This is a genomic window from Pseudomonas sp. Irchel 3E20, from assembly GCF_900187645.1.
In the GTDB taxonomy this organism is placed as follows: domain Bacteria; phylum Pseudomonadota; class Gammaproteobacteria; order Pseudomonadales; family Pseudomonadaceae; genus Aquipseudomonas.
In genome coordinates this window covers 75,113-101,699 of the sequence record NZ_FYEE01000009.1, presented here as the reverse complement: position 1 = coordinate 101,699, position 26,587 = coordinate 75,113, and the positions used below count along the sequence as shown (strand labels likewise).

At 64.9% G+C, this 26,587-nt stretch carries 16 protein-coding genes and 1 pseudogene; 4 read left to right on the top strand and 13 right to left on the bottom strand.

Annotated features, from left to right (window positions below; all coding sequences use genetic code 11):
- Nucleotides 1-27: 27 nt before the first annotated feature.
- A complete protein-coding gene (locus CKW13_RS17085) occupies nucleotides 28-2,403 on the top strand; it encodes an RND family transporter (RefSeq protein WP_095109771.1) in 2,376 nt (791 codons plus the stop codon).
- Nucleotides 2,404-2,463: 60 nt separating this feature from the next.
- On the opposite strand, the gene CKW13_RS17080 is transcribed toward CKW13_RS17085, so the two are convergent.
- Entirely contained in the window at nucleotides 2,464-7,278 is a 4,815-nt protein-coding gene (locus CKW13_RS17080) for a hypothetical protein (protein ID WP_095109770.1), read from the bottom strand.
- A 172-nt stretch (nucleotides 7,279-7,450) separates the two neighbouring features.
- Between CKW13_RS17080 and CKW13_RS17075 the strand changes: the two genes are divergently transcribed.
- Complete coding sequence (locus tag CKW13_RS17075; RefSeq protein WP_095109769.1) at nucleotides 7,451-7,753, top strand: DUF5629 family protein; 303 nt, start codon at nucleotides 7,451-7,453, stop codon at nucleotides 7,751-7,753.
- 176 nt (nucleotides 7,754-7,929) lie between these two features.
- Complete coding sequence (locus CKW13_RS24470) at nucleotides 7,930-8,103, top strand: hypothetical protein (protein WP_176465129.1); 174 nt, start codon at nucleotides 7,930-7,932, stop codon at nucleotides 8,101-8,103.
- Between the two features lie 15 nt (nucleotides 8,104-8,118).
- Here CKW13_RS24470 and CKW13_RS17070 read toward each other — a convergent pair whose 3' ends face one another.
- From CKW13_RS17070 to CKW13_RS17025, 10 genes are all read right to left on the bottom strand, one after another.
- The gene (locus CKW13_RS17070; protein ID WP_095109768.1) at nucleotides 8,119-8,721 is read right to left on the bottom strand and encodes a glutathione S-transferase; all 603 of its coding nucleotides are present in this window, start codon (nucleotides 8,719-8,721) and stop codon (nucleotides 8,119-8,121) included.
- A complete protein-coding gene (locus tag CKW13_RS17065; protein WP_095109767.1) occupies nucleotides 8,718-12,359 on the bottom strand; it encodes an AAA family ATPase in 3,642 nt (1,213 codons plus the stop codon). Before CKW13_RS17065 ends, CKW13_RS17070 begins: the two co-directional genes overlap by 4 nt.
- Entirely contained in the window at nucleotides 12,356-13,600 is a 1,245-nt protein-coding gene (locus CKW13_RS17060; RefSeq protein ID WP_095109766.1) for an exonuclease SbcCD subunit D C-terminal domain-containing protein, read from the bottom strand. The genes CKW13_RS17065 and CKW13_RS17060 overlap by 4 nt, the downstream gene beginning before the upstream one ends.
- Before the next feature lie 118 nt (nucleotides 13,601-13,718).
- Nucleotides 13,719-15,347 carry a protein BatD gene (locus tag CKW13_RS17055; protein ID WP_095109765.1) on the bottom strand — a complete coding sequence of 543 codons (1,629 nt, stop codon included), beginning with the start codon at nucleotides 15,345-15,347 and terminating at the stop codon, nucleotides 13,719-13,721.
- Nucleotides 15,344-17,068: a VWA domain-containing protein gene (locus CKW13_RS17050; protein WP_095109764.1), complete on the bottom strand. Its 1,725-nt coding sequence runs from the start codon at nucleotides 17,066-17,068 to the stop codon at nucleotides 15,344-15,346. Before CKW13_RS17050 ends, CKW13_RS17055 begins: the two co-directional genes overlap by 4 nt.
- Nucleotides 17,065-18,141 (bottom strand): VWA domain-containing protein, encoded by a 1,077-nt coding sequence (locus CKW13_RS17045; protein WP_095109763.1) that lies wholly within the window; start codon nucleotides 18,139-18,141, stop codon nucleotides 17,065-17,067. The genes CKW13_RS17050 and CKW13_RS17045 overlap by 4 nt, the downstream gene beginning before the upstream one ends.
- On the bottom strand, nucleotides 18,134-18,628 hold the full coding sequence (locus CKW13_RS17040; protein WP_095109762.1) for a DUF4381 domain-containing protein: 495 nt from the start codon (nucleotides 18,626-18,628) through the stop codon (nucleotides 18,134-18,136). Before CKW13_RS17040 ends, CKW13_RS17045 begins: the two co-directional genes overlap by 8 nt.
- Entirely contained in the window at nucleotides 18,625-19,563 is a 939-nt protein-coding gene (locus CKW13_RS17035) for a DUF58 domain-containing protein (protein ID WP_095109761.1), read from the bottom strand. Before CKW13_RS17035 ends, CKW13_RS17040 begins: the two co-directional genes overlap by 4 nt.
- A 5-nt stretch (nucleotides 19,564-19,568) precedes the next feature.
- Complete coding sequence (locus CKW13_RS17030; RefSeq protein ID WP_003218556.1) at nucleotides 19,569-20,528, bottom strand: MoxR family ATPase; 960 nt, start codon at nucleotides 20,526-20,528, stop codon at nucleotides 19,569-19,571.
- Nucleotides 20,529-20,817: 289 nt separating this feature from the next.
- Nucleotides 20,818-22,866, bottom strand: coding sequence for a mechanosensitive ion channel family protein (locus CKW13_RS17025; protein WP_095109760.1), 2,049 nt, complete (start codon nucleotides 22,864-22,866; stop codon nucleotides 20,818-20,820).
- Nucleotides 22,867-23,126: 260 nt separating this feature from the next.
- On the opposite strand from CKW13_RS17025, the pseudogene CKW13_RS17020 reads away from it, so the two are divergent.
- Nucleotides 23,127-23,342 (top strand): annotated as a pseudogene (locus CKW13_RS17020) (aldehyde dehydrogenase family protein); the annotation flags it as partial.
- 105 nt (nucleotides 23,343-23,447) lie between these two features.
- Here CKW13_RS17020 and CKW13_RS17015 read toward each other — a convergent pair.
- Together CKW13_RS17015 and CKW13_RS17010 are read right to left on the bottom strand one after the other, a co-directional pair.
- Entirely contained in the window at nucleotides 23,448-24,419 is a 972-nt protein-coding gene (locus CKW13_RS17015) for an FAD:protein FMN transferase (RefSeq protein ID WP_256576609.1), read from the bottom strand.
- The gene (locus tag CKW13_RS17010; RefSeq protein ID WP_095109759.1) at nucleotides 24,403-26,583 is read right to left on the bottom strand and encodes a PepSY domain-containing protein; all 2,181 of its coding nucleotides are present in this window, start codon (nucleotides 26,581-26,583) and stop codon (nucleotides 24,403-24,405) included. The genes CKW13_RS17015 and CKW13_RS17010 overlap by 17 nt, the downstream gene beginning before the upstream one ends.
- Between the last annotated feature and the right edge of the window lie 4 nt (nucleotides 26,584-26,587).

Here is a 26,587-nt window from a genome sequence, read left to right as displayed (position 1 = left end):
GCAAATAATAAGAAGGCGGGAATCTCCATGAGCAGTCATCACAACGACAAGGCGACGTTTCTCGAACGCCTGATTTTCAACAACCGCCCGGCAGTGATCTTCATCTGCCTGCTGGTCAGCGCCTTTCTGTTCTGGCAGGCCACGCTGATCCGGCCGTCCACCAGTTTCGAAAAAATGATCCCCCTCAAACATCCCTTCATCGAGAAGATGATGGAGCACCGCAACGACCTGGCGAACCTGGGTAACACCGTGCGGATCTCGGTAGAAGCCAAAGAGGGCGACATCTTCACCCAGGAGTACATGGAGACCCTGCGCCAGATCAACGACGAGGTGTTCTACATTTCCGGCGTCGACCGTTCCGGCCTCAAGTCGCTGTGGAGCCCCAGCGTGCGCTGGACCGAAGTGACCGAGGAAGGCTTCGCCGGTGGCGAGGTGATCCCGCAGAGCTACAACGGCTCGGCTGACAGCCTCGACCTGCTGCGTAACAACGTGCTCAAGTCCGGCCAGGTCGGGCGCCTGGTGGCCAACGATTTCAAGTCGAGCATCATCGATATCCCGCTGCTGGAGTCTTACCCGGACCCGCAGGACCAGGGCAAGCTGCTGGCGTTGGACTACCAGAAGTTCTCCCATGAACTGGAAGAGAAAATCCGCGACAAGTTCGAGGCGCAAAACCCCAATGTGAAGATCCACATCGTCGGTTTCGCCAAGAAGGTCGGCGACCTGATCGACGGGCTCATCATGGTCGTGCTGTTCTTCGGCGTGGCCTTCGTCATCACCCTGGTGCTGCTGTACTGGTTCACCTGGTGTATCCGCAGCACCATCGCGGTACTGATTACCACCCTGGTGGCGGTGGTCTGGCAACTGGGGCTGATGCACGCCTTCGGCTTCGGGCTGGACCCATACTCGATGCTGGTGCCGTTCCTGATTTTCGCCATCGGTATTTCCCACGGTGTGCAGAAAATCAACGGTATCGCCTTGCAGTCCAGCGAGGCCGACAACGCCCTGACCGCGGCGCGGCGCACCTTCCGTCAATTGTTCCTGCCGGGGATGATCGCCATCCTGGCTGACGCGGTGGGTTTCATCACCCTGCTGATTATCGACATCGGCGTGATCCGTGAGCTGGCCATTGGCGCGTCCATCGGTGTGGCGGTGATCGTGTTCACCAACCTGATCCTGTTGCCGGTGGCCATTTCCTATGTGGGCATCAGCAAGCGTGCCATCGAGCGCAGCAAGAAGGACGCGACCCGCGAACACCCGTTCTGGCGCCTGCTGTCCAATTTCGCCAGCCCGAAAGTCGCCCCGGTGTCCATCGCCCTGGCCCTGGTGGCCTTTGGTGGCGGCCTCTGGTACAGCCAGAACCTGAAAATCGGCGACCTCGACCAGGGGGCCCCTGAACTGCGCCCGGATTCGCGCTACAACAAGGACAACAGCTTCATCATCAACAACTACTCCACCAGTTCCGATGTGCTGGTGGTGATGGTCAAGACGCCGCCCGAAGGGTGCTCGCGCCACGAGGCCATGGCCCCGGTGGACGAGTTGATGTGGAAGATGCAGAACACCGAGGGCGTGCAGTCGGCGGTGTCGATGGTCACCGTGTCCAAGCAGATGATTAAGGGCATGAACGAGGGCAACCTGAAATGGGAAACCCTGTCGCGTAACCCCGATGTACTGAACAACTCCATTGCCCGTGCCGACGGCCTGTACAACAACAACTGCTCCCTGGCGCCGGTGCTGGTGTTCCTCAACGACCACAAGGCCGAGACCCTGGACCGTGCCGTCCATGCGGTGCAGGAATTCGCCAAGGAAAACAATAAGGAAGGCCTGGAATTCATCCTGGCCGCGGGTAATGCCGGCATCGAGGCTGCCACCAACGAAGTCATCAAGGAATCTGAGTTCATCATCCTGATCCTGGTGTACATCTGCGTGGCGACCATGTGCATGATTACCTTCCGCTCCTGGGCGGCAACCCTGTGCATCGTTCTGCCGCTGGTGCTGACCTCGGTGCTGGGCAACGCCCTGATGGCCTTCATGGGGATTGGCGTAAAAGTGGCGACCCTGCCGGTGGTAGCGCTGGGTGTGGGCATCGGTGTCGATTACGGCATCTACATCTACAGTCGCCTAGAGAGTTTCCTACGAGCGGGCCTGCCGTTGCAGGAGGCGTACTACCAGACGCTCAAGTCCACGGGTAAGGCGGTATTGTTCACCGGCCTGTGTCTGGCCATTGGCGTGGCTACCTGGATTTTCTCGGCCATCAAGTTCCAGGCCGATATGGGACTGATGCTGACTTTCATGCTGCTGTGGAACATGTTCGGCGCCCTGTGGCTGTTGCCAGCGCTGGCGCGGTTCCTCATCAAACCGGAGAAACTGGCCGGGCAGAAGGGCAACTCGCTGTTTGCCCACTGACTGGGCTGAAAACTGAAAAAGCCGCGACCCTCAGATCGCGGCTTTTTTATTGGGCGCCGGTCAGAGGTTGAGGAACAGCTTCCGATCCAGCGGCGGATAGATCCGCACATACACGACGTCGGCTATTTTTTCCTGGCCCGGCTGCTGGCGCAGTAGCAAATCCTTTTGCGTCAGGAAGCGTTGGTGCGGCAGCTTCAGATGGGCGCGGCTGTAGTCAACCTTGGCGGCGTCGGCGCTGGCGTAGTGAAAGTGTGCGTACCACAGCACCTTGTCTGCCGGGGCGCCTTTTTCGCGGATCGCGTATTCGGCAAGAAAATCACCGGCTGCCGTTGGCTTGGCCCGATGCACCAGGTTGATGTCCACGGCGCCGTTGATCCACAGGTAGTCGATATGTTCCGGGGACGGTAACTGCTGTTTATAGCCGTCAATGCAGAACTGCCGAGCTTGCTGGCGCATGTCTCGGGCGGCACCTTGGAACTCGTCGAGCAGCGCCTGCGCCTGGGGTTTGTCCAGGTGCGTCGCGCGAATTTCATCGGCGACGCGGTCCAACTGGTCGGCCTGGGTGTTGAGCATAGTGTCCCAGTCCAGGGGGTTGATCCCCTGTCGGCGTTGCGGGTCTTTTAGTTTGTTCTGCTGGAACCTGATGGTGCCTTCGATGCCGGCGCGTTGTGCCATGAGTTTTTGCCCAGCCTCGCGCAGGGCGGGTAGGGCGCGCGGCGGTGTCACCGGGGCAACTCGTTGGGGCGTCTGGGTGATGACTTCCACCCAACCATCTTCGTGCTCGCTGAAGCTGGATATCGCTTGGTGGGTCATTACGTCGACCACGTCGATCTGTGGCAGGGGTTGGTCCGCCGTGCGGGGGGTGACGTCGCCGATGAGGGAGCCTTTGTTGCGCACCTTGAACACTCGCTTACTCGCGGCTTTGGGGCGAAATGGCACGGACACCGGTAAGTTGACCTGCAGTTGCTCTTCTTCGCGGGCCAGGGCTTCGAGTTCGCTTTCTACGCTGTTCAGCGCTTCGTGCAGGCGTTCGACGAACCGGGCCTGGAAGGGTTGGCGCAAGTAAGCCGAATTAAGGTCCGCCAGTGCCGAGCTGGAGGTATGGAACTGCTTGTATTGCACCAGGATGGTTTCGAACACGCTGCGGCGCTCCTGGAGGCTGTAGCCACTGCTGCAACGCATCTCAATGTGGGCGGTAATCACCTTGCGCAATTCGGAGGCCTGGAGCTGGTTGCTGTAATAGGTCTCCATCGGATTGCCTTCCGCGGCGGTCAGGTTCAGGCTTAGCTCGCGCAGCAGTTCCAGGCTGTTGAGCTTGAGGTTCATGGCGAAAAACACTTCCGGTTGGGTCACGCTGGCGAGCAAGGTATCGCGGGTGGCGGCGCCGGCCGGCGAGTCCAGGGCCAGTTGGGCCAGGGTCTGCTCCGTGTCTTCGGTGGCGGCGATCAACTGGTCGGTGATGGCCAGGTTTTCCGTGTAGTTGGCAATGAACTCGTAGTACGCCACAGGAATGCCCTGGCTCAGGTATTCCGGCGTCCGTTTGCGCAGCTCATAAAGCGGTTCGCCACGACTGCTGAACATCAGGTCTCTGCCCAGTTCGCGAATCATCAGGTTGGCCGCCAGTTGCAGCCGCCAAATGGTCGTGTAGGCCTGATATCGCTCGGCGGCATGGACGGGCTTGCGGTCGATATCTTCGATTTTGCGCAGCACGTCGATCAGTTCCTGGCGCAGTGCCATGGTGTCCTGGAGGCGCTGCTGGTAGGTCTCAAGCAGGATCTTGACCTGGGTCCTGAGGGCGTGGGCGGTTTCCATTTCCTGAGTATGGCGCGCCTGCAACCCGGGCAGTTGGGCGTCGTCGGCGCTATTGAGCAGCCTCCACACCAGTTGCAGTTTGCGGTGCTGGACCTCTTGCTCCGTGCGCGTCGCCCTAAGCCGGATCAGGGCGTCGTTCTGGGTGTCGATCAAGGGGTTGAGGTCTTGCTGTATCTGCAGTTTGCGCGTGGCCAGGCGTTCGGCCTGCTGGCGCTGTTGCAGCAGCAGCGCCTGGATACGAGGCCCGGGGCCGCCGCCTTCGAGCGTCAACCCGCGGTCCAGTGTCCAGCGCCCGTGGCCATCGGTTTTAAGCTTGAGGCCCCGGTGGTCGGGGCGCTTTTCATCGATGATGAACACCTCGTTGAATCCTGGCACCACTGAGGCGCGGAATAGCAGGCCAGCGACCGATACATAGAACTTGCCGTCAATGCGATACAAGCCTTTTAACGGTGGGTACTCGTAAGGTTCTGGCAGAGGTGAGGGCCAAGGCACATTGAAGCCGAGCAATTGCTCCAGCAAGTGGGCCAGTGCCGAGTCGCGGCTAGCCGAACGGGGGAAGTCCACCAAGGTTCGCCCGCCCGCCGGTGGCTCGGCGGGAATGCCGACGGTGCCTTGTTGCAAGATCGCGCGGTGGCCCGGCGTGTCGTAGGGCGTGGGGCGGCGCACGCGTTCGAGGGCCAGTTGGGTGTCCCGTATGGCGTCGCCAGCCAGGGAGGGGGCAGGCTCGCTCGGCAACCCGGCGTGCAACAGGACCTGAGCGATGTTGAGTAACAGGTCAATCAGGGCCGGCTCCCGTGTGGCCGGGTCATTGTCGGCCAGGGCCGGAATGTCTTGCTGCAGGCTGGCGGTCAGTTGCCACAGCCAACCCACAGCCGCCAGTGGGCCGCGCACGGCCATCAATAGGGTGTTGAACAACAGGCCCGAGCCTTCCAGAAATACGGCCCAGCGGCTTTCGGCGGTCGAGACCGATTGCTGTTCTGCCTGATCCACCAGGGCCCGGGCCTCACTGCCGTAAAGTTGTGCCAGCAGTTGCCCGCTGCGCAACGCCGCCAGCCACTCCAACGCGCTGTCGTCGTCGGGTGCGGCCAGGGTTGCGGGTTTCGGGCGCTCCAGAGGGGCGAACTCGGAGCCCACACCAAAGCGCACATAGTGTGGCTCGATAAAACCACCGTGGTCATAGACTGCCCGCGCGCCATTGCTCAGCCAGGTCAGCACGCTGTCCTGCAACGCTCCCGGTTGGGCGATAGCTTGGAGCAGCGCGGCGCGGCTCGGGTACTCGTGCAGTTGTTCGGCATACAGAGGCCGATAGAGCAAATGCGGGCCAATATCCGGGTTCAACGGCTCGATGATGAACATGTGGCTGACCACGTCTGCCATTGCCCCCGGCCTGCGCAACAGGGCCAAGGGGCGCATGACGATTTCATTGTCGTCGATCATGCGTCGGGCCGTGGTCGGCTGCATGACCGCATCGACATAGCGGCAGCCCCGCCGGGTCAGGCCGAACTGCCCTTTGATTTGCAGCTCCAGAGCCAACTGCGCCAGTTCGGCGGGTCGTTGCTGGCGGAACAATGCCTCGCGTTCGCGAGCCTGCGTGCTGTCATCGATCAACAGGCTGGCGATCAGTTGCGGGTAGTGCTTGCCGATGTCAATCCGGCCGACCAGATCTTCCAGGTACTGGGGCGTGGTCCAGTCCTGGATCAATTGGTCGCCGGTGTGGCGGATGGTCATGCTGCCCTTGGGCTTACCCGTCAGGTTTTTCAGGGCCAGGTCGGTCAGGCTCATGGTCACCGGCTCCAGATAGCCGCTGCCCAGGGTGCCGACCGGTACTGCGAAGGTTAGTTCCAATTGGTCGGGATCGTAGCCTGGAGCCTGGGGCTGGTCGAGGCGCATCTGCTCGCGCAAACGCTTGGCCGCGAAACGGCGGATGTCTTCGATACCGTCCAGGTACGAGCGGCCCTGGTTCGCCTGGTGCAGGCCTACTTGCGCTAGCAGGCGCTGGCGGTAGGCGAAGCTGTCTTCGGCCGAGGCTTGGCGCAGCCAGCCAGGTAGGGCGCGGGCCAGTGGCTCCAGGGTGGCCGGTGCGGGGCTGGGGCTGCCCAGAAAGTGCACAGCAGGGTTGGTGAGGTTGGCGAAGCGTTGCTCCAGGCGCTCGACCCCGCCCCGGGTGGGCAGCTTGAGGGTGGCAAGGTCTTCAAGTTGCTGATTGAGAATCAACGCTGCCTGGATATCGAAGATATCGCCGTCCGGCTCGTAGCGGCACCAGGTCAGCGTGTCGGCCAGGAATTGTTGCTCCAGGCGTTGCCCCCAGGCGATGCCGAATGCGTCCAGGTTCGGGTAGCGCTCCAAGGTGCCGGATACCCGGAACAGCAAGGCTGTCTGGCCGTTTACCAACAACAGGTCCGGGGCCTGGATATCCACGCTAAGGCCGGCGCGGGTGACCCGGGTTTCGAGGGTATAGGCATGGGCGACCAGGGCCTGTTTGGCGCGGTCACGGCGATCGGGAAAGTCGCAGATCGCCGCCAGCAGGTGTAATTGCTCGGCGTTCAGCCCGGCGGTGCGCGCCGACGCCGTGCGCAAGGCACCCTGCAACAGGTCGGCCAGCCACTGCCAGCGGCTAAAGCCGGGTTCGGCCTCCTGGTTCCAGTAAGCGGCAAGCCGCTCCTGGAACACGATATGCAGGGTCAGCGGCAGCTCGCGGATCAGTTGGGCGATGACCTCCAGGTCAAGCGTCTTGTTCTCGCCTTCGTAGGTGGCATCGGTGGCGTAGGTAAGGGGCACGGCGTCCAGTTCGAGGTAGGCGTCCTCGGCGCTGAAGACAGCCAGGCCAGCCGAGGTGCCCAGGTAGTCCAGGGCAATGTCCACCAGCAGCGGGGCGTCCTGTTGGCCGCGCCGGGCAAGCCGCAGGCGGTCGATATCCAGGTCAAAGTATTTTTCCGTGATGGCTGTGCGCAGCATCTGGGTGACGACCGATCGCAAGGTTGGGCGGTCGGCGAAGCGGGCTCGCACGATATCGGCCAGGGTCGCCGTGGCGCGGTAGGGCAATGAGGTATCGGAGTCGGGCATGAAGCAGTCCTTTGCGTGTGATTGAGGGGAATCTGGCCCAAGGGTAAAACGCAAAAAATAACCGCATGCGGTAACCGGCTACCGACAGAAACTGCCTTGGACCGCACTTGGCTGGGGCCCGCTGGAGGGTTTTGGCCTATGATGTCGCCTCTTCCACGACTGATCGCCTCCAATGACTGATGCAAGCCAAACCCTGAGCAGCGCCCTCAAAGACAGCAACATGCTGGAAATCGATGGGTTGTTCTGTTTTGAATTTTCGTTCGACAACGACCTGTTGCAGGTCGAGTGCATGGATGGCCGGGACACCCGGCGCTGGCGCTTTAATGCCCAACAAGTGGCCCAGGCCCGGTTTGACGCGGTACTCAATCGCTGGAACATCAGCAGCGACTCTGGCGAGCACTTGCTGGTGTGCATGAGTGCATTCAGCCCCAGCGACGACGGCGATGAGGGCGACAACGAATCTGAGGGGGTTTGAGGGGAGGCTGCGTCACTCGGTCGCAGCCCGCGGTTGATGGGGCCTGCGTCTTAGTATCAATCCCAGTGATAGAAAGTAGTGTTACAAAGAATTTCATCGCGGCGTTGCCCCGGGCGTAAGTTGGCTTCACGGCCCCAACGGGCAAGCAAGCCAACCAACACCCCGAGGTTTACGCGATGAATTTCAATCTCTTCTCCGTTATTGCCGCATCCGCCATCTCTGCCAGCGTGGTCCTGCCGGCCAGTGCCAGTGTGGAAATCAGCGACAAGAAATCCGCCACCTACACCCACAAATACCTGCAACAGAGCGCCAACTTCTACGCCGCACTGGATCACAAGACCCCGCGCTGAGGTACGTGGCCAGGTTTACCTGGCCATGATCGCGACAAACAACGGCGCCGCCAGAATCGACCCCAGCCACCCGCGTACACGCGGGTACGGTGCCTGCTCGAACCAGTCGCGGTCGACATGGGCGAACTGGCGCACGAACGGCGCCAGGGCAAAGTCGGCCAGGCTCAGGTGCCCGGCCACCAACGCGTCGCGCCCTTGCAGGCGTTGCTCCAGGTCGGTGAGGAACACTTCGCCCTGGCTGCGATAAAACGCCATGGAGTGCGCGGGATAGCGCTCGGCGTACTTGTAGTGGTTCAAGTGCACCTTGAACACCCGGTCGTTGGCCTCGATCAGCGCGGCGCTGTCCTGTTGCGCGGGTAGGTTGCCCTGTAGCCGCCAATCGTCGGGGTCGTGCTGGGCCAGGGCCCAGTGCATGATTTCCAGGCTTTCGTCGATTACCCCCGCACCCGTGTCCAGCACCGGCACCGTGCCCTTGCTCGACAGGGCGAGCATTTCGGCGGGCTTGGCCTTGAGGCTCACTTGCACGATACGCAGCGCCACCGCGCTGTAGCGCAAAGCCATGCGCGCGCGCATGGCATAAGGGCAGCGGCGGAAGGAATACAGCGTCACCTCACTCATTTCACCTCCACGGTGCTCAGGCCATTGCCCTGGCGGCGCACCTGGATCTGCACCGCGATACGCTCGTGCATTTCCTGCACGTGGGAAATCACCGCCACCTTGCGCCCCTGGGCCTGCAAGCCATCAAGGGCGTCCATGGCCAGTTGCAGGGATTCGGGGTCAAGGCTGCCAAAGCCTTCGTCGATAAACAGCGACTCGATCTTCAGGGTACTGGAGGCCATGGACGCTAAACCGAGCGCCAGGGCCAGGGACACCAAAAAGGTTTCGCCCCCCGACAGCGAATGCACCGAACGCAGTTCGTCGCCCATTTCCGTGTCCATCACCAACAGCCCCAGCATGCTGCCGCCGCGCTTGAGGCGGTAGCGGCGCACCAGTTGGCGCAGTTGTACGTTGGCGTGGTGCACCAGCAGGTCGAGGTTGTAGGCCTGGGCGATCTTGCGGAAGGTGTCGCCGGTGGCCGAGCCGATCAACGCATTGAGCCGCGCCCAGCGCTGATACTCGTCATAGGCCTGGGCGATCTGCTGCGCCAGGGCCTGGTTGGCCGCTTGCCGGCGCTGGTCTTCGGCCTGCTCGGCGCGCAACTGGGCGCTGTGTTCTTCGCTGGCGGCCAGTTGCCCTTGCACCTCGGCCAAGGCCTGGGCCAGGGGTTCGGCGTCGAGGTAGTCATTGTGCTGAGCCTGATGCTCCTGCAAACGCTGGTCGCGCTCGTGCAACAGCACCTTGGCCTGTTCGAGCGCTTTTTCACTGTGCTGCAGACCTTGGCGCATCTGGTTGAACTGCACTTCGTCGATGTCGAGCAATTGCACCAGGCCGGCGTCGTCCAGTTGCGGATGGCGCGCGCGCCACTGCACCAGGCGCACCTCAAGTTCTGCCGCCTCGCCCTGGAGCGCTTGTTGGCGTTGTTGCGCGGCGTTGAGTTCGGCGCTCAGTTGCAGCAGGCGATCGCTGTTGTCCTGGCGCGCCTGGCGGGCGGCGGCTTCGGCGCTGCGGGCCTGCTCGACGTGTTCGTGCAGGGTGTGTTGCCACTGTTCGGCACCGGGCTGCTCGCCCAGCAGCGCAGTGAGCGCTTGTTGGCTGGCCAGTTGCTGGGCGGCGAGGGTGCTGAACTGTTGTTCGGCGGCTTGTTGCTGAAGCTGGCGGGCCTGCTGGCGTTCTTGCTCCAGCTCCAGGGTTTGTTGGCACCGCTGTTCTTCCTCGCGCTCGTCCCGTTGCTGCTCCAACTGCTCCAGGCGTTGGGCGATCTGCTGGTCCAACTGCATGAACGTGGCGGCCGGTGCTTCGCCTAGGGCGGCGAGGGTGGTGGCGGGCAACAGGCTGGCGAACACCCCACACTCTTCCTCCTGGCGCTGGCGGTCGCTGTCCAGGGCTTGTTGCTGTTTTTCCAGGGCTTGCGCGCTCTGCTGGGCGGCGGTTTCGGCGGCGCGCAGTTGCTGCTGCAAGCGCGTGGCGTCCTGTTGCAGGGCTTGCAGCGCGGTTTGGCGCTGTTCGTCCTGGCTGATGCGCTGCTCCAACTGGCTGCTTTGTTGGGCCAGCCAGGCGTCGCGGGCGGCGGCTTCCTGGGCAAGCAACACCGGCGCGTGGGGGTGGGCGTCGAGCAGGGGCGCCAGGGCCTGCTGCTGGTTGGCCAGTTGCTCCTGTTGTTGCAGCAGCTCTTTTTGCTGGGCGATCACGCCGCCGACCTGGGCGCGTAGCTCGATGAGGGTTTCCTTGAGGTGTTCGACGGCGTGTTGGGCGCGAGTCAGCTCGCCTTCGTCGTGCTTGCCCAGGCTCTGGAGCAGGGCTTCGGGTTGATGGTAGGGATGCTCGGCGCTACCGCAGACGGGGCAGGGTTGGTCGTCCTGCAATTGCTCGCGCAGTTCTTCGACACTGGCGCTGCGGGCCAGGCGTTGGCGCTCCAGCAGTTCGCGGGTGACGTTGAGGGCCTGTTCGGCGACGCTCAGTTGCTGCTTGGCCTGTACACCTTCACCCGTCAGGCGTTCGCGGTGTTGCAGGGCTTGTTGTTGGCGCTGCTGCAGGTCGAGGCTGCGGCTGCCCAGCTCTTGCTGTTGGCGCCACACACGGGTCAGTTCTTCGAGAGCCCGCAGGTGCTTGCGGTTGTCCTGCAACAGGGTGCCGAGCAACTGGATCTGCTCGGCCACGGCCTGAGGCTCGGCCCCGGCCTCTTGGTACAGCAGCTCCAGCTGTTGGCGCTGCTGGGTCAGTTGCTCGGCGGCGACGGCCGCGCTGCGGGCCAGTTCCGGCAGCTCCGCTTGCCCTTGGTTGAGGCGATTGCCCACCAGCACCAGGTTCTGCAAGCGATCGCGGTAAGCGTTCCAGGCGTCGGCCAGGGGCGCGAGTGGCGTGCTTTGGGCCAGTTGCGTGGCGATGTTGTCCAAGCGCGCAGCGACGGCCGTTTGCCGTTCGCGCAAAGCGTCGAGGGTGGCTTGGCCTTCGGCGCAGGCCTGTTCGGCTTGCTGCTTGAGCTCGGCGCTGTGGGCGCAGTCTTTGGCCAAGCGGGCCTGGGTCAGTTGTTCGGCGAAGGCCTGGCGCAGCAGGGGCGCGGCGCGATGTTGGCCTTGTTCGGCCTCGGCCAGGGCCTGTTGTGCCTGCGCCTGGCCCCGTTCGAGTTGGGCCTGTTGCGCTTGCAGGGCGCTTTGTTGGCTCAGGTGCTGTTCGATAGACGCCGCCAGGGGCGTGAGCTGCTGGGCGAGGTGGGCCTGGCGAGCGAATTCATGGCGTTGCGGTGCCAGTTGCTCCAAGCGCGCGACCTGCAAGCGCTGCCCGGCAAGGCTGTCCCAGTGCTGCTGGGCCTGGTGCAGTTGCTCGGCGGCGCTGTGTTGCTGCGCTTGCCACTGGCGCAGTTCCTTGAGCCAGCCGTGTTGGGCTTCCAACTGCTTGAGGCTGGCCTGGCGCGCCTTGAGCTGCTGCTGCGCTTCGTTAAAGCGCACATCCAGGGCCGCGCGCTCCTCGGGCGCCAGGGGGGTGACGCCGCTGACCTGATCCTGCAGCAGTTTGTGGGTTTCGCGGGCCTCCTTGGCCTTGTCGAAGGCGCGCTTGCCCAGGCGCGTATAGAGGGCGGTGTCGGTGAGTTTTTCCAGCAGTTCGCTGCGGTCGTTATCGTCGGCCTTGAGGAAGGCGCTGAACTCGCTCTGCGCCAGCAGCACGGCGCGGGTGAACTGCTCGAAGTTGAGACCCAGGGCGGCTTCGAGCTGGGTTTTGTATTCGCCTTTCTGGCTGGCCAGCAAGCGATCCTGGTCGATGTCGCGCAGGCTCTGGCGGCTGGCTTGCAGTTTGCCGCTGGCCTTGTCCCGGGCGCGGTTGGCTTCCCAGCGGGCGCGGTAGCGGCGGCCGTCGATGCCGACGAAATCCACCTCGGCGTAGCCTTCGCCGGTGCCCCGGCGCAGCAGGGTGCGCGGGTCGCTGGTGGCGATTTCGCCGTCGGCGTCCGGCACCTTGGCGTCGCGGCCGGTGTTGTTCAGCCGTGGCACGCTGCCGAACAGGGCCAGGCACAAGGCGTCGAGCAAGGTACTTTTACCGGCGCCGGTGGGCCCGGTAATGGCGAACAGGCCGGTACTGGCCAGGGGTTCGGCGGTGAAGTCGATCTCAATGGGGCCGGCCAGGGAGGCGAGGTTTTTCAGGCGGATGGCAAGGATTTTCATGGTTGTTCGCTCTGCATCTGCACGTCTTGCAGCAGTTGGGCAAAGTCGCTCAGGGTCTGTTCATCGACCGCACTGCCATAGCTGTCGTGCCAGGCGCGGCTGAACAGCTCCTGGGGCGTGAGTTGGTCCAACTCGATCAGGCGCGCGCCGTCGGCCTCGCCCTCGCGGCTGCCGGTGCCGGCGTACTCGGCGGCGATGCGCACCAGGCGCACGGCTTTGCCTTGCAGGGCGGTTTCCACCTGTTGGCGCAGGTCCGGTTGCGGCTCGTCGAGGCGCACCCGCACCTCCAGCCAGGGTTGGCGCTGGGTGTCGGCGAGCAGGTCGATGTCGGGCAGGTCGGCCAGTTGCACGAGGATGTCGGCCAAGGGTGCCGGACCCAGGCGTTGCAGGTTGACGGCGCGGGGAATCAGCCGTGGCTCGACGCTGACCAGGGTTTCGCCGCGCAGGCGCACGTCGAGGATCTGGTGCTGGTAGCCGATTTCCGAGAACGACAGCGGGATGGGTGAGCCGCAGTAGCGGATACGCGCTTCGCCGTTGACCTTCTGCGGCTTGTGCAGGTGGCCGAGGGCGACGTAGCTGATGCTGGGGCCGAACAGGCTGGCGGGCAGGGCCTGGGCGTTGCCAATAATCAGGCTGCGCTCGGAGTCTTCGGACACCGAACCGCCGGCCATGTGGGCGTGGCTGATGGCGATCAGGGCCTGGCCCGGCTCGCGTCGAGCGTTGGCGGCAGCGATCAGCCCTTCGTGCACCTGGCCGATACCGCGCAGGTAGTCGTCGCCCAGGTGCGTACCGGTGACTTCGGCCGGGCGCAGGAAGGGCAGCGCCAGGCACCAGGCGCCGAGGGTGCCGTCGGCCCGTGGCAACGCAATGAGCAGGCGTTCGGCGTCTAGCTGGCCATCGTCGAGCCACAGCACGCGGCCAATGGCGTGGGTGCGCAAACGGCGCATCAGCGGCGCGGGCAGTTCGATGCGTGAACCAGAGTCATGGTTGCCGGCGATCATCACGATGGTCAGCGTCGGCTGTTGCTCATGGGCACTGACGATGAAGTCGTAGAGCCGCTCCTGGGCGGTGACCGGCGGGTTGACGGTGTCGAAGATATCGCCGGCGATCAGCAGCGCATCGGGCTGTTCTGCCGCCAGTTGGCGCAACAGCCATGCGAGGAAGCAGCTGTGCTCGAAATCGCGATCCTGGCCGTGCAGGTTTTGCCCAAGGTGCCAGTCGGAAGTGTGAAACAGACGCAAGGCAGACTCCGTGAAATTCAGCGAGGGTTGTTGTTGTAGCAAGCGCGCTCGCCCGCCCAGGGGCGCTGCGCCCCCCAGCGCGGGCGAGCGCGCTTGCTACCTGGCAACAGACAAAAAATCATTTGGGATAAAGCGGCGGCAGGCTGCCGTTGTCGCTGACTGGGTCTTGCACGCGTTCGCTTTGGGGCAGGGTGCGGATCGCGCGCCACAGGTCTTCGCCTTGCCAGTGCTGGCCGGTTTCGCTGTAGAGCGCGCCGTTGAGACCGTCCAGGGCATCGGACAAGGGCACGAAGCGCGCCGCCATGTCGGCCAGGGTTTCTGCCTGCTGCCGGGCCCAGGCGTCCAGGGCCTGGCGCGTGGCTTGCGGGTCGTTGGCCAGGCTGGCGCGCTTGAGGTCGTCCAGCAGGGTGCGCGGGCTCGGGCCGGTTTGCGTGGCGCGCAGGATCGCGGGTTGCCAGCGTGCGCGCCACCACAGGCCGAAACCCAGCAGGGTGGTGATGGCCAGCACCAGGGTGCTCAGTTGCCATGGCCACAGCGCGCGGTTGTCGGCGGGCGCGGTGCCTGGCGTGGCGCTGGCCGGGGTATCGACCACCAGGCTGGGGTTGACCGCCACTTGCAGGGTGCGCGCCGGCAGGCTGCTGCGCTCCAGATGATCTTCATGGGTGTTCCACCACACCACCTCCACGGCCGGCAGCTCGAAGGTGCCGCTGCGGCTGGGCACCAGGGCCTCGCGGTCTTCGCGGCTGCCGATCAGGCCGCGTTCGGTGTTCTGGTTGCTCAGCACTGGTTGGTCCGGGTAGCGGCGCAAGCCGTTGACGACGGTGGCCGGCAGCGGTGGCAACTGGGCGCTGGACAGGCCTTCGGCCTTGAGGGTCAGGCTGCGGGTCAAGGAGTCGCCGACCTGGCTGTGCGCCGGATCGGGGTTCCAGCTTTCGCTCAGGCTTAGGCTGCGGGCCGGCAACCAGGGCGTGTCGGCCGGGTAGGCGGCGGGTTTGGCCTTGACCTCCAGGGGTATTTGCGCCGAGCTGACGCGCATCAACTTGCCCTGCCGTGGGGGCTGGCCGTTCTCGGTGTCCACCAGCGTGGCGCTGAACACTTGGGCGGGGATCAGCAGTTCGCCGCTGTGTTGCGGGTAGATCGCGTAGCGCAACTCGATCACGCCGTGGCGCAGGCCGTTGATGAGCTTTTCGTAGGTGCGCGATTCCCCCAATTGTTCGATACGCGCGTCGGGGATGTGCAGTGGGGTCAGGCTGCTGTCGTCGTACAGCGACACCGAGTGGTAGATGCGCAGGGTCAGGATGGCCTGGGCCTGTACATAGACGCTGGCCTGGTCGAGGCTGGCGTCGATGAACACCGCTTGCAGGTTGTCGACGCGCTCGTTGGTGGCGCTTTCCAGCACTTGCAGGGCGATGGCCGGGCTTTGGGCCTGGCCCAGTTGCAGCGATGGGATTTCTACGCTGCCGGTGCGCCGCGGCAGCAGGGTGATGATCCAGCGCGTGGTGGCGCGGCTGTCGTCGCCCAGGGTGGTGAGCTGGTTGACCTGGCGTGTGCCGCGTACCTCGAACAGGTTATCCAGGGGCGTCAGGTCGGGTTTGCCGAACAGGGTGACGTCGTTGGATTCGAGGGTCAGTTCCACGGTTTCGCCCGCGTTCAGGCGGCTGCGGTCGACACTGGCGAGCAGTTGCGCGGCCTGGGCCTGGGTGGCGCAGAGCGTCAGGGCAAGCAAGAGAAGGGCGCAGCGGGTCATCGAGTTTTTCCCTGATCCTGTTGGTGTTGCTGTTCGTACCAGAACTTGCGCTTGAGCAGCTCGCCCGGGTCGTCGGGGATCTGGCGCAGCCACTGTTCCAGTGCCTGGCGGTGTTCTTCGTCGCTGCCCGCCACGGCGCCGCGCAGGGGCGGGGTGGTGGTGGCGTCATCACTCGGCTCGCCGGGCGGGTTGTCAGTATGGCCCGGTTGCCGTGGCTCCTGGGGTTGCCCTTCACCTGCGGCCGAAGGTTGTTCGGTGGACGGCTGGTCGCTGTCGCCGGCCTGGGGCGTGGCGCCGGGGTTGGACTGCGCCGGTTCGCCGTTGTTGTCGGTCGGCGGCTGGGTGGCTTGCGCGGCGGGCGGCTGTTGCTGGAGCAAGCGTTCGATCAGGGCTTTGTTGCGCAGGGCCGGTTGCAACTCGGGTTGCCGCTCAAGGGCCTGTTCGTAAGCGTCCAGCGCGGCCTCCAGTTCGCCGCTGCGGGCCAGGGCGTTACCGCGATTGTAGTGGGCGCGGGCGTCGTTGCCCTGGGCGAAGCGCTCGGCGGCAGTGGCGTAGTCGCCGGCTTCATACAGGGCCACGCCTTGCCACTGCGGGTCCTGGAAGTGCCGGGCGGCCTCCAGTGGGCGCTGTTGCTCCAGCAGGCGCTGGCCCTGTTGGTCTGGGCGCAGCCACAGGTCGTTGAAGTCCAGGGCCTGGCTGGGCTGCGGCAGCATGAACAGCAGCGGCAGGCAAAACAGCCAGCCCCGGCGCCCGGCGCACGCGGCCAGCAGCAACAATGGCAGTAGCAGCCAATGGCCCTGGTCGGCCCAGGTGTCCAGGCGCAGGGTCTGGCCGTCGCTGCGCAAGGCGCGGGGGCCGTCCAACAGGCCGAGGCCGCGCAGGTCGTTGTCGTCCAGGCGCGCCTGGCGGTAGCGCCCGCCCAAGTCATTGGCAAAGGCCCTGAGGCTGGGGCTGTCCAGGCGAGAGACGAGAATCGCCCCTTGTTCGTCCTTGAGCAGGCTGCCGTCCTCCTGGGTCACGGGCGCGCCTTCGCGGCTGCCGATGCCGAGCATCAGCCACTGCGGGCCGTGGCTGCCCAGGGCCTGGCGGATGCCTTGGCGTTCCTGCTCCGACAGGGTCGAGCCGATCAGCAGGATGCGGCCCTGGCCGAGGGCGCCGCGTTGGAGCAGGGTCAGGGCCTTTTCCACCGCCAGGTCGGCGCGTTGCCCGGGTTGGGGCATGATCGAGGGCTTGAGGGTTTCCAGCAGGTTGCGGCTGGTGGCCAGGTCATCGGACAGCGGCACCAGGGTGTGGGCGCTGCCGGCGTAGACGACGATGGCGGTCTGCGCGTCGCTGCGGTAGTGCAGTAGGTCCAGCAGTTTGCGCCGCGCTTGTTCCAGGCGATTGGGCGTGACGTCGCTGGCGAGCATTTGCGGGGTCAATTCCAGTACCACCACCAGCGGGTCGGCGGGTTTCTGGCTGGTTTGCTCCACGCGTTCCCAACTGGGGCCGAGCAGCGCCAGCACGGCCAACAGCCACGCCAGCCCCAGCACGATCCACGGTAAGCGGCTTTCGCGGCCATTGCCGCCGGTGAGCAGCACGCGGTGGAAGGCGGGCGGCAGAATCATCTGCCAGCGCCCGGCGCGTTTTTGCCGGTGCCACAGGTGCCACAGCAACCACCCCAGCAGGGGCAGCACCAGTAGCCAGCCGGGGCGCAGCCATTGCGGCCAGAGGGCAATCATCGGCGCCTCCGCAGCCGCAGGCGTTTAAGCCGTTGGCGCCAGTCTGGCAGCGGTTGCAGGAAGTGCTTTTTGTTGAGCAGGCGTTGCACCGGGTTATCCGGCCAGCGCTCGCGCACCACCAGCAGCATGCTCAGCAACAGGGCCAGCGCCAGGGGCCAGTGGTAAAGGCCCTGGGCGGGGCGGGCCTGGGTCGGTTGCTGGGTGACGGGTTCGAGTTGGTCGAGGGTGTTGCGGATAGCCTGCAATTGCTCGGCATCGCGGGCGCGGAAGTAGCGCCCGCCGGTGACCCGGGCGATGTCTTCTAGGGTCGGTTCGTCCAGGTCCAGGCTCGGGTTGACCCCCAGTACGCTCAGGGTGCCGCTTTGCTGTGGGTCGGCGCCGATGCCGATGGGGTAGATGGTTACGCCTTCTTCAGCCGCCAGCCGTGCGGCGGTGAGTGGGTCGATTTCGCCGCCGTTGTTGGCACCGTCCGTGACCAGGATCAGCACCCGGCTCTGGGCCGGGCGTTGGCGCAGGCGCTTGAGGCCCAGGCCGATGGCGTCGCCGATGGCGGTGTTCTTGCCAGCGATGCCGATGCGGGCTTCGTCGAGCCAGGTGCGCACGGTGTGGCGGTCGAAGGTCAGCGGAGCCTGCAAGTAGGCCTGGCTGCCGAACAGGATCAGGCCTACGCGATCGCCTTCGCGCTGCTCCAGGAAGTCGCCCAGCAGGTGCTTGACCAGGGTCAGGCGGCTGACGTCTTCGTCTTGCCATTGCATGTCGGGGAAGTCCATCGAACCGGAGACGTCCACCGCCACCAGCAGGTCGCGGCCACTGGCGGCAATCGGTAGCGGCTCGCCGAGCCATTGCGGGCGGGCGGCGGCGCCCAGCAGCAACAGCCACAACAGGATAAACGGGGCCTGCTGGCGCCAAGTGGGCAGGTTGGCCCGGGCGCGGCGCCGGGCCAGGCCTTCGAGGTCGGCGAGGAAGCTGACGCTCAGGGCCGGCTCGCCGCTGTCGGCCACCGGCAGCAGGATGCGCAGCAGCCAGGGCAGCGGCAGCAGGGCGAAGAGCCAGGGCCAGGCGAACTCAAACATGTTTGCGGATCCAGGTTTCGACCGCTTGGGTCAGGCCGGCGATGGCCTTGTCGTCGAGCTTGCATTCGGGCTTGTAGGCGCCTTCGACCAACACCATCCAGCGTGTCAGGCCAGCGGCCGGGCAGCGGTTGTCGAGGAACGCCAGCCATTTGCGGCCATTGAGGGTGTGGCTCTGGCTATAGGGGTAGTGGTTGCGGCACAGGCGCTTGAGCAGGCCATTGAGCTGTTGCAGCCAGGCGCCGGCCGGTGCGCCGTCGTAGGGTTTGGGCAGCAGCGCCAGTTCGGCCAGGGCGGCGAGGCGCACTGGGTCCAGGGGTTGTTCGGTGCGGGCCAGCGGTGCCCGGCGTGGCAGGAAGCGCCGCAGTTGCCACAGGCCGAACCCCAGTGCCGGCAGCAGCAATGCCAGCAGCCACCAGCCCGGCGCGGGCGGCCAGAACGCCACGGGCGGCGGGGCGATCAGCGGTTGCAACTGCGCCAGTTCGTTCATGGGGTTTTCCCCGGGCGCTGCTGCGGGTTCAGGTATTCGCGCAGTTGCTCGACCATCTCGCTTTGGGTACTCAGGGGCATCAGCAGCACCCGCAGTTTTTGCGCCAGCAGTTCCCAACGGGCGATGCGCGCTTCGCTCTGGGCGCGGTAGGCCTGGCGCAAGTCGTAGTTGAGGGTGTCCAGTTCCAGTTGCGCGCCGCGTTCGGCGAAACGCAACAGGCCGGCGGCGGGCAGGGCGTGGTCCAGCGGGTCGGACAGCGGCAGCAACAGCAGGTCGCAATGGCGCGACAGCAGGCTCAATTGCTGTTCGGCGCCGTCGGACAAGGCGCGTTCGTCGCAGATCACGATCACCAGGCTACCGGGGCGCAGCACCTCGCGGGCGCGGCGCAGGGCCATGCCCAGGGCGTCGCGGTCTGGTTCGCTGTCGGTGCCCAGGCCCTGGTTGACCCGCACGAGGCGGTTGAGCAGTTGCAGCAGGCTCTGCTTGCTGCGCCGCGGCTTGACTTCGTAGTGCTGGTTGTCGCCGAACACCAGGCCGCCGACCCGGTCGTTGTGGCCCAGTGCGGCCCAACCGATGAGGCTGGCGGCCTGGGCGGCGAGCACCGATTTGAACATCAGCCCGGAGCCGAAGAACAACCGGCGGCTTTGTTCGACCATGATAAAAATCGGCCGCTCGCGCTCTTCGTGGAACAGCTTGGTGTGGGGTTCCTGGGTGCGGGCGGTGACGCGCCAGTCGATGGTGCGCACGTCGTCGCCGGCCTGGTAGACCCGCACCTGGTCGAAGTCCACGCCGCGCCCGCGCAGCTTGGAGTGGTGCAGGCCGATCAGCGGGCTGCGCTGGCTGGGGGTGGAAAACAGCTGCACTTCGCGCACGCGGTGGCGCATCTGGATCAACTCACCCAGGCTGACGCGGATTCCCGGTTCGCTGGCGGCCATGGGGCTCAAGCGACGGCTACGACGTCGAGGATGCGTTGCACCACGCGGTCCTGGTCGATGCCCGCGGCCTCGGCCTCGAAGGACAGGATGATGCGGTGGCGCAGCACGTCGAACAGCACAGCCTGGATGTCTTCGGGGCTGACGAAGTCGCGCCCCGCCAGCCAGGCGTGGGCGCGGGCGCAGCGGTCCAGGGCAATGGAGCCGCGCGGGCTGGCGCCATAGGCGATCCACTCGGCCATTTCCGGGTCGAATTTGGCCGGTGTGCGCGTGGCCATCACCAGTTGCACCAGGTATTCCTCCACGGCGTCGGCCATGTACAGGCCGAGGATTTCCTTGCGTGCGGCAAAAATCGCCTGCTGGCTGACCCGCCGCTCGGGCTTGGTTTCGCCGTTGAGGGCTTCGCCACGGGCCTGTTGCAGGATGCGCCGCTCGACGGCGGCATCGGGGAAGCCGATTTTCACGTGCATCAGGAAGCGGTCGAGCTGGGCTTCGGGCAGCGGGTAGGTGCCTTCCTGCTCGATGGGGTTCTGAGTGGCCATCACCAGAAACAGCGGTGACAACTCGTAGGTGCTACGCCCGACGCTGACCTGGCGCTCGGCCATGGCTTCGAGCAACGCCGACTGGACCTTGGCCGGGGCGCGGTTGATTTCGTCGGCCAGCACCAGATTGTGGAAGATCGGCCCTTGCTGGAACACGAAGCTGCCGGTTTCCGGGCGATAGATCTCGGTGCCGGTGATGTCGGCGGGCAGCAGGTCGGGAGTGAACTGGATGCGATGGAACTGCGCTTCAATGCCTTCGGCCAACTCTTTGATGGCCTTGGTCTTGGCCAGCCCCGGCGCGCCCTCGACCAGCATGTGGCCGTCGGCGAGCAAGGCGATGAGCAGGCGCTCGATGAGTTTTTCCTGGCCGAGAATCTGCGTTGAAAGAAAGGTTCGCAGCGCGAGCAGCGCTTCACGATGTTCCATCGATGACGGTTCCTGGAAGGGGTGGCCCGAGGCGTCGAAATAACCCGCGGGCTGGGGTGGCTACTTTAATCCATCGCGGGGGGTGGCGACTAACGGCTTTTTCGCCGCTAGCCGTCACTACAGAGGCCGGATGGGCGCCACCATCGCGAGCAGGCTCGCTCCCAGGGGTACTTGCCGGTTGTCGAGCTGGGGGTGTTCCCGCCCGCCACAAGCGGGCCTTGCCCGCAATGAGGCCGGTACAGGCAAGCATTTATCGCGGTGGGAATACTGCGCTCCCACAGGCGTTGCATCAGCCTCTCAGCGCAAGCGCCCCGGCAGCGGCATTGCCAAACGTCTGTGCAAACTGCACCTGCGGCGCGCCATCCACCAATTTCTTCAGCCGCTGGTTGAACGCCCGGCTCACCGCGTACTGGCCGCCGGACACGGTGCGGAACTGCGCCGTGAGGGTCACGCCGTTGAGGTCCATCTTGTCGACGCCGAATACCTCCAGCGGGCCTTGCAGGTTGTACTTGAGGAAGCTGTCTTCGCGGATCGAATGGCCGGTTTCGCGGATCAGCTCCAAGGCCTTGTCCACGTCTGTGTCGTAGGTGAACTGCACCGAGAAGAACGCATAGGCAAACTGCCGCGACTGGTTGGTGACGGCTTTGATCTGGCCGAACGGCACCGAATGCACGAAGCCCTTGCCGTCGCGCAGGCGCAGGGTGCGGATGGTCAGGCCTTCGACGGTGCCGGCGTGGCCGGAGTCGAGCACCACCCAGTCGCCGATGGACAGGGTGTCTTCGATGATGATGAACAGGCCGGTAATCACGTCCTGCACCAGTTGCTGCGAACCAAAACCGATGGCCAGGCCCACCACCCCGGCACCGGCCAACAGCGGCGCGACGTTGATGCCCAGGTTGGCCATGGTGGTGATGGCGCAGATCACCACCAGGATGATTTTCACCGCGTTGCGCAGCAGCGGCAGGATGGTCTTGATCCGGGTGCTGGGCTGGCGGCTGGAGCGCTTGTTGGCCGGTGGCTTGAGGGCTTCCTGAATGGCGGTGTCCAGCACCACCCAGAACAGCCAGGTGACCAGCAGGATCAAGCCGATGCTGCTCAACGAGTCGCTGATGGCCCGGCCCACGGCGTTGCGCTGGGCAAACTCGAACAGCGACACACCCCAGATGCGCCCCAGGATCTCGATAAAGGCAACCGCCATGACGATGCGCAACAGCGCATGCAACAGGCTGAGGAAGCGTTCCTTATAGGCGCTGCTGCGTTGCACCGCCACCGCGCTGCGGGACCTGAACAGGTGCTGCAACAGGGTGCTGAGGAACACCGTGGCAATCAGCAGCACGGTGGTGAACAGGGCGCAGCGCAGGGCTTTCTGGCTGTCTTCGCCGGCGCCGATCAGGTTGATTGCCGACACCAGCACCATCAGGAGGATGGGCCAGTACCACAACCCGGAAAAAATCCGCAGCGACTCCTGTAGCGCCGGTTGCTTCAAGCGCTGGGCCAGGGAGCGGTTGCGGATCAGGTGCGCCACCGGGCGGCGCAGGCGGATCACCAGCAGGCCGAACACCACCGAGGCCAGCAGGCCGGTGAGCACCGCGACGCTGCTGGTGATGTTGGAGCCCAATTGCCGGGCGATCTGCGGGCTGGTCAGGGCATCGCTGAGAGCGGCGAGAAAGCCGATCAAGAACAACGGCTGCGGGCAGTAGTGGCGGATGATCCGTACCGCCGGGCGCTTGTGCCCCAGGTTGAACATCACGATCACGCCCAGCAGCACCGAGGTGGAGACAATCCCGCTGCTGGTGGCATAGGCAAAACACAAAGCCAGGGCGCGGCCCACCGACGTGGGCAGCCAGTGGCTGACGTACAGCGTCAGGGGCAGGCAGATGAGCGCGGGCAACGTCCAGGGCAGGGCATAGCCCAACACCGCCAGCAGGCGTGGGCGGGCCTTTACAAAACCGCGACGCTGCAAACGCGCCACCGCCCAGCGCCCGAGCAGGTTCAGGGTGGCGAAGGTACCGACCCACAGGGCCGACAACAGCACAAAATCCCCGGCCACGCTCCACGGCGAGCGCTGCGACGGCTGGTTGACCAAGCGCCCCACCTCATCCGCAGCGCGGTCGGCCCGTAAGCGCCAGGCGTCGATCAGGTGCTCGTTGAGGTCCAGTTTGTCTTGCACTTGTTCGATGCTGGAGCTGATGGCGCCGAGCAAACCGCCCTCGACCAACAGTTCGGCCTTGGCCGGCTCAGGCTCGGCGGCCGGGGTGGGTTCAGGGGCTGCATGCAGCGCGGCGCTGGCGCACAACAGCCAGGCGCCGAGCAGTCGGGCGGTACGGGACGTGAACAAAATGCAGGCTCCTTACGCCAGGGTCTGTAAGGAACTGATCGGTTTTAGCCCTGGGAGTTCGGTTTTATCTGCCTGCGGCGGCCCTGGCTTCAGGCTTGGGCCAGGCGCCCAACGCGTAACCAGCCCACGACCACCAGAAGCACAGGTAGCCAAACAATGGTCAGCGATCGGCCTGTAGGGCGAAGGGGAGGTTTAGCACCCGCAGGCCGGGGTCTTTATGCCAGTCGAAGTCATCAGAGCGGGCGGGCATCAGGTTGACTGGCTTGTCGGGCTACGTCACTTCGGCAAGCCTTGAGCGCAGCCGCGCAGTTGCGCGCCACCTGCGCACCGGCATGGTCCAGCTCAACGGCGCCCGAGCCGACCAAGCCGCGCCCTTTGGCGGCTATAAACAGTCGGGTAACGGGCGCGAGTGGGGTGAGGCGGGATTTGACCAGTACCTGGAGAGCAAGTCGCTGTTCGGGTACTTGCCGCTCTAGGGGAGCCTAAAGGGCGACAGTTTAGTTGTCGCCCTGAATAGCCGTTTAGAGGCCTGGCCGCTGCTAGCGGACCTGTTTGTGATGCCCACCTTCCAGTTTTCGGTGTCAGCGGCTTTCAATCTGCGCCTGCAACTGGCCGCCAACAATCGAGATTTCTTTGTACTGCTGACCCTCGCGCAGCACGAACAACGCATCCATCCCGCGTGCCTGGGCCAGGCGTGGGCCCTGGGTTTCGCCCAAGACCATCAGCGCCGTGGCCCAGGCATCGGCGAGCATGCACGAGGCCGCCACCACGGTGACGGCGGCGAGCCGATTGCGCAGCGGTGCGCCGGTAGCCGGGTTCATGGTGTGGGCATAGGACTGACCGGCCACGTCCACCCAATGTCGATAGTCCCCGGAGGTCGCGATAGCGGCATCGCTGAGTTCCATCACACCCATCACTTCACGCACGCCGCGGGTGGGCTTTTCCAGGGCCACGGCCCAGCGCCGGCCGTCAGGTTTCATGCCCCGGGCGCGCATCTCGCCATCGATGCCGACCAGGTAGCGGGTGATACCCAAACCCTCCAGGCAACGGCCCAGCTCATCCACGCCAAAACCTTTAGCGATGCCACTCAAATCCAGGTTCAGCGCCGAGCGCTTGCGCACCTGATTGCGTTGCGAGTCGACCACTAGCGCGGCGCTGGCCAACACGCGGGGGGTCGGCGCCAGGGTACCGAGCGCTTGCTCCGGGCCCGTCTGCTCCCCAGGGCCGAACCCCCAGGCGTTGACCAGATCACCCACCGCGATGTCGAAGGCGCCGCCGGATTGCTGACTGACGCGCAGTGCAGCAGCCAGCACCGTGGCCAGTTCCTTGGGAACGGGCACCCATTCGTGAGCGGGGGCGGCGTTGAGGCGGTTGAGGTCCGAGCCGGGTTTCCAGGTGGACATTTGTTGGTCCACCCGAGCCACGGCGTGGGCTAGGCGACGGCCAACATCGTCGACATCGATCCCGGCGTCGGCATAAAACAGGGCGGTGTAGCGAGTGCCCATGGTTTCACCGCTCAGGCTGTGGCGCGGCAACTCAGTAGACGTCTTCACGGTAGCGTCCTTGTGCCTTGAGGGTCAGCACATTCAGGTTCAGAGGCGCCAACACCTCATCGAGGGCCTGCATCACGCCTTTGGCCATTTCGCGGCTGCCACACACCAGCACCTGGGCGCCTTTTTCAATCAGTCGGCGCAAGGCCGGCGCATCGCCGATCAGCCGGTCTTGCACATAGCTGTGGTCCTGGCTCTGAGAGAAGGCGGCGCGCAGTGCCGTGAGGCGCTGGTCCGACAAGTATTGGTTAAGCTGCGGCTCGTAGAGAAAGTCCGAGGCCGGGTTGCGCCCACCCCAATACAAGTGCATGGGGTGCCGGGCCTTGTTGTTACGGATAAAACCGGCCAGAGGACCGATGCCGGTGCCGGCGCCGATGAGGATCACCGGGTGGGCGCCCGATGCCGGGCGAAATTGCGGGTTGGGCTGGATAAACGCCTCAATATGCGCGCCGATGCCCAGGCCATGAAGGAACTCCGAGCACAGGCCACCGCTGTGTTTACGCACGCAGATCTCCAACACGCCGTCCTGGGAGCCGCTGGCCAACGAGTAAAAACGCGGGATCGGGCTGCCGGGGGGCACAATCCCCACCAGGTCGCCGGCCAGAAAGCCTGGCAATTTGCCGCGGGCTTTGAAGCGCAGTATGTGGGTCGGCGCGTTCACCTGTTCGCCATAGACAACCCGCTCTGTCAGTTGCAATTGATGTGTACGCGGCGGCTGCGGGGTGTGAACCAGCAGCAGTTCCTGGCCCAACGCTTCGCCCAGCGCGTGGCCCCAGCGCGCAAACTCCTGAGAGGACTGGCGGTTGACGGTTTCCAGCCCCAGCAAGGGCGAGCCACCGGCCTGGGACATTGCCTCCTGGACCTGATGGGCGTACTGACAGAACTGCGTAAACTGGCGATCGCCCAGGCCCAGCACGGCAAAGGGCAGGCCGGGCTTGAGGCCGGTCTTGGCCAACCGCGCCAGGAACTGCGAAGCCGAGGCCGGTGCATTGCCGTCTCCGTGGGTCGCGGTGAGGATCAACACCCGTTGGGCAGTGGGGTAGTCGCCCGTCCATTCATTCATCGGCGCGCTATGCACCTGATGGCCACTGCGGCGCAGTGCGTCGTGCAAGGTGTTGGCAAAGCCCCAGGTGCTGTTGTTTTCACTGCCCACCAGAATCACGCTGTCGGCGCAGTGGGCCGGGGTGTTGTGGCGGATAGTCGGGCCAGCCTTGCGGCGGCGCCACCACAACAGGATGCCGGTCACGCTCATCAGCGGCACGCAGAGGGCGCAGAGCCCAAGCAGCAGGCCCAGCCACCAGAGGCCTTCGCCGGTGTGCAACCGAAAGATCAACTCGTAGAGGTTGTGCATCGGGTCGTAGGCTTGATACGACAACAAGGCGCCGCTGGTCTGATCCACGTAGCCTTCACCTTGGGCCGTGCGCAGGGAAAACACATCGCGCGGGTTGCCAGGGCTGGGGAAGACCAGCTCGCGCAGGTCGTTCAGGTCGGTGGCCTGCAACGCTTGCTGCTTCCCTACTGGCAAGGCCGGGCCGGTGCTGACGTGGGCGGGGAAGGCAGGCTCTGGTTGACTGCCGTCGGCGATAAAACCGAAGCCGGTGGCGGACATGTAAAGCCCGCTCAATGCCGACAGCAGCAGCCCGAGCAGTGCCAGGCGCCCGACTTCAGCATGCCAGTGCTGGCTGAAGGTGCCCCGCAGTGGCCGCAGCAGGTTGCGCCAGCCGCCCAGGCGCCGGGCCAGCAATAGCGCACCCGACACCGACAGCATCAGCATGAACAGCGCGCCGGCTCCCGATACGCCGTGGCCCGGCGTGCCAAGAAACAGTGAGCGGTGCAGTTCTTTCACCCAACGGGAGAATGGGGAGGGCTCGTATGGGGCGAGGCCTTGGCCGGTCAGTGGGTTGACCGTTTGCGCCCCGGCCTGGCCGTTCTGGTTGTAGTAGACGAGCACCGTGCCGGACGCTGTGCGCTGGATCTGCTCCACGCCCGGAAAGTGGCTGGCAATGCGCCCGGCCAGTTGGCCGACATTGAGCTGCCCAGTAGAAGTGGGCGTGCTTTGCAGGTGCTCCAGGGCCGGCTCGACGGACAGGATCGCGCCGCTGATGGCCAACAGCATGACCAACAGGGCGGCGATCAGGCCAGGTAGGGAATGGAACTGGCGAAGCATGTTC

What these genes read in the sequence shown, in the direction of transcription:
- CKW13_RS17085 (WP_095109771.1), top strand. Translation starts at nt 28, where the DNA reads ATGAGCAGTCATCACAACGACAAGGCGACGTTTCTCGAACGCCTGATT.
- CKW13_RS17080 (WP_095109770.1), bottom strand. Translation starts at nt 7,278, where the DNA reads ATGCCCGACTCCGATACCTCATTGCCCTACCGCGCCACGGCGACCCTG.
- CKW13_RS17075 (WP_095109769.1), top strand. Translation starts at nt 7,451, where the DNA reads ATGACTGATGCAAGCCAAACCCTGAGCAGCGCCCTCAAAGACAGCAAC.
- CKW13_RS24470 (WP_176465129.1), top strand. Translation starts at nt 7,930, where the DNA reads ATGAATTTCAATCTCTTCTCCGTTATTGCCGCATCCGCCATCTCTGCC.
- CKW13_RS17070 (WP_095109768.1), bottom strand. Translation starts at nt 8,721, where the DNA reads ATGAGTGAGGTGACGCTGTATTCCTTCCGCCGCTGCCCTTATGCCATG.
- CKW13_RS17065 (WP_095109767.1), bottom strand. Translation starts at nt 12,359, where the DNA reads ATGAAAATCCTTGCCATCCGCCTGAAAAACCTCGCCTCCCTGGCCGGC.
- CKW13_RS17055 (WP_095109765.1), bottom strand. Translation starts at nt 15,347, where the DNA reads ATGACCCGCTGCGCCCTTCTCTTGCTTGCCCTGACGCTCTGCGCCACC.
- CKW13_RS17050 (WP_095109764.1), bottom strand. Translation starts at nt 17,068, where the DNA reads ATGATTGCCCTCTGGCCGCAATGGCTGCGCCCCGGCTGGCTACTGGTG.
- CKW13_RS17045 (WP_095109763.1), bottom strand. Translation starts at nt 18,141, where the DNA reads ATGTTTGAGTTCGCCTGGCCCTGGCTCTTCGCCCTGCTGCCGCTGCCC.
- CKW13_RS17040 (WP_095109762.1), bottom strand. Translation starts at nt 18,628, where the DNA reads ATGAACGAACTGGCGCAGTTGCAACCGCTGATCGCCCCGCCGCCCGTG.
- CKW13_RS17035 (WP_095109761.1), bottom strand. Translation starts at nt 19,563, where the DNA reads ATGGCCGCCAGCGAACCGGGAATCCGCGTCAGCCTGGGTGAGTTGATC.
- CKW13_RS17030 (WP_003218556.1), bottom strand. Translation starts at nt 20,528, where the DNA reads ATGGAACATCGTGAAGCGCTGCTCGCGCTGCGAACCTTTCTTTCAACG.
- CKW13_RS17010 (WP_095109759.1), bottom strand. Translation starts at nt 26,583, where the DNA reads ATGCTTCGCCAGTTCCATTCCCTACCTGGCCTGATCGCCGCCCTGTTG.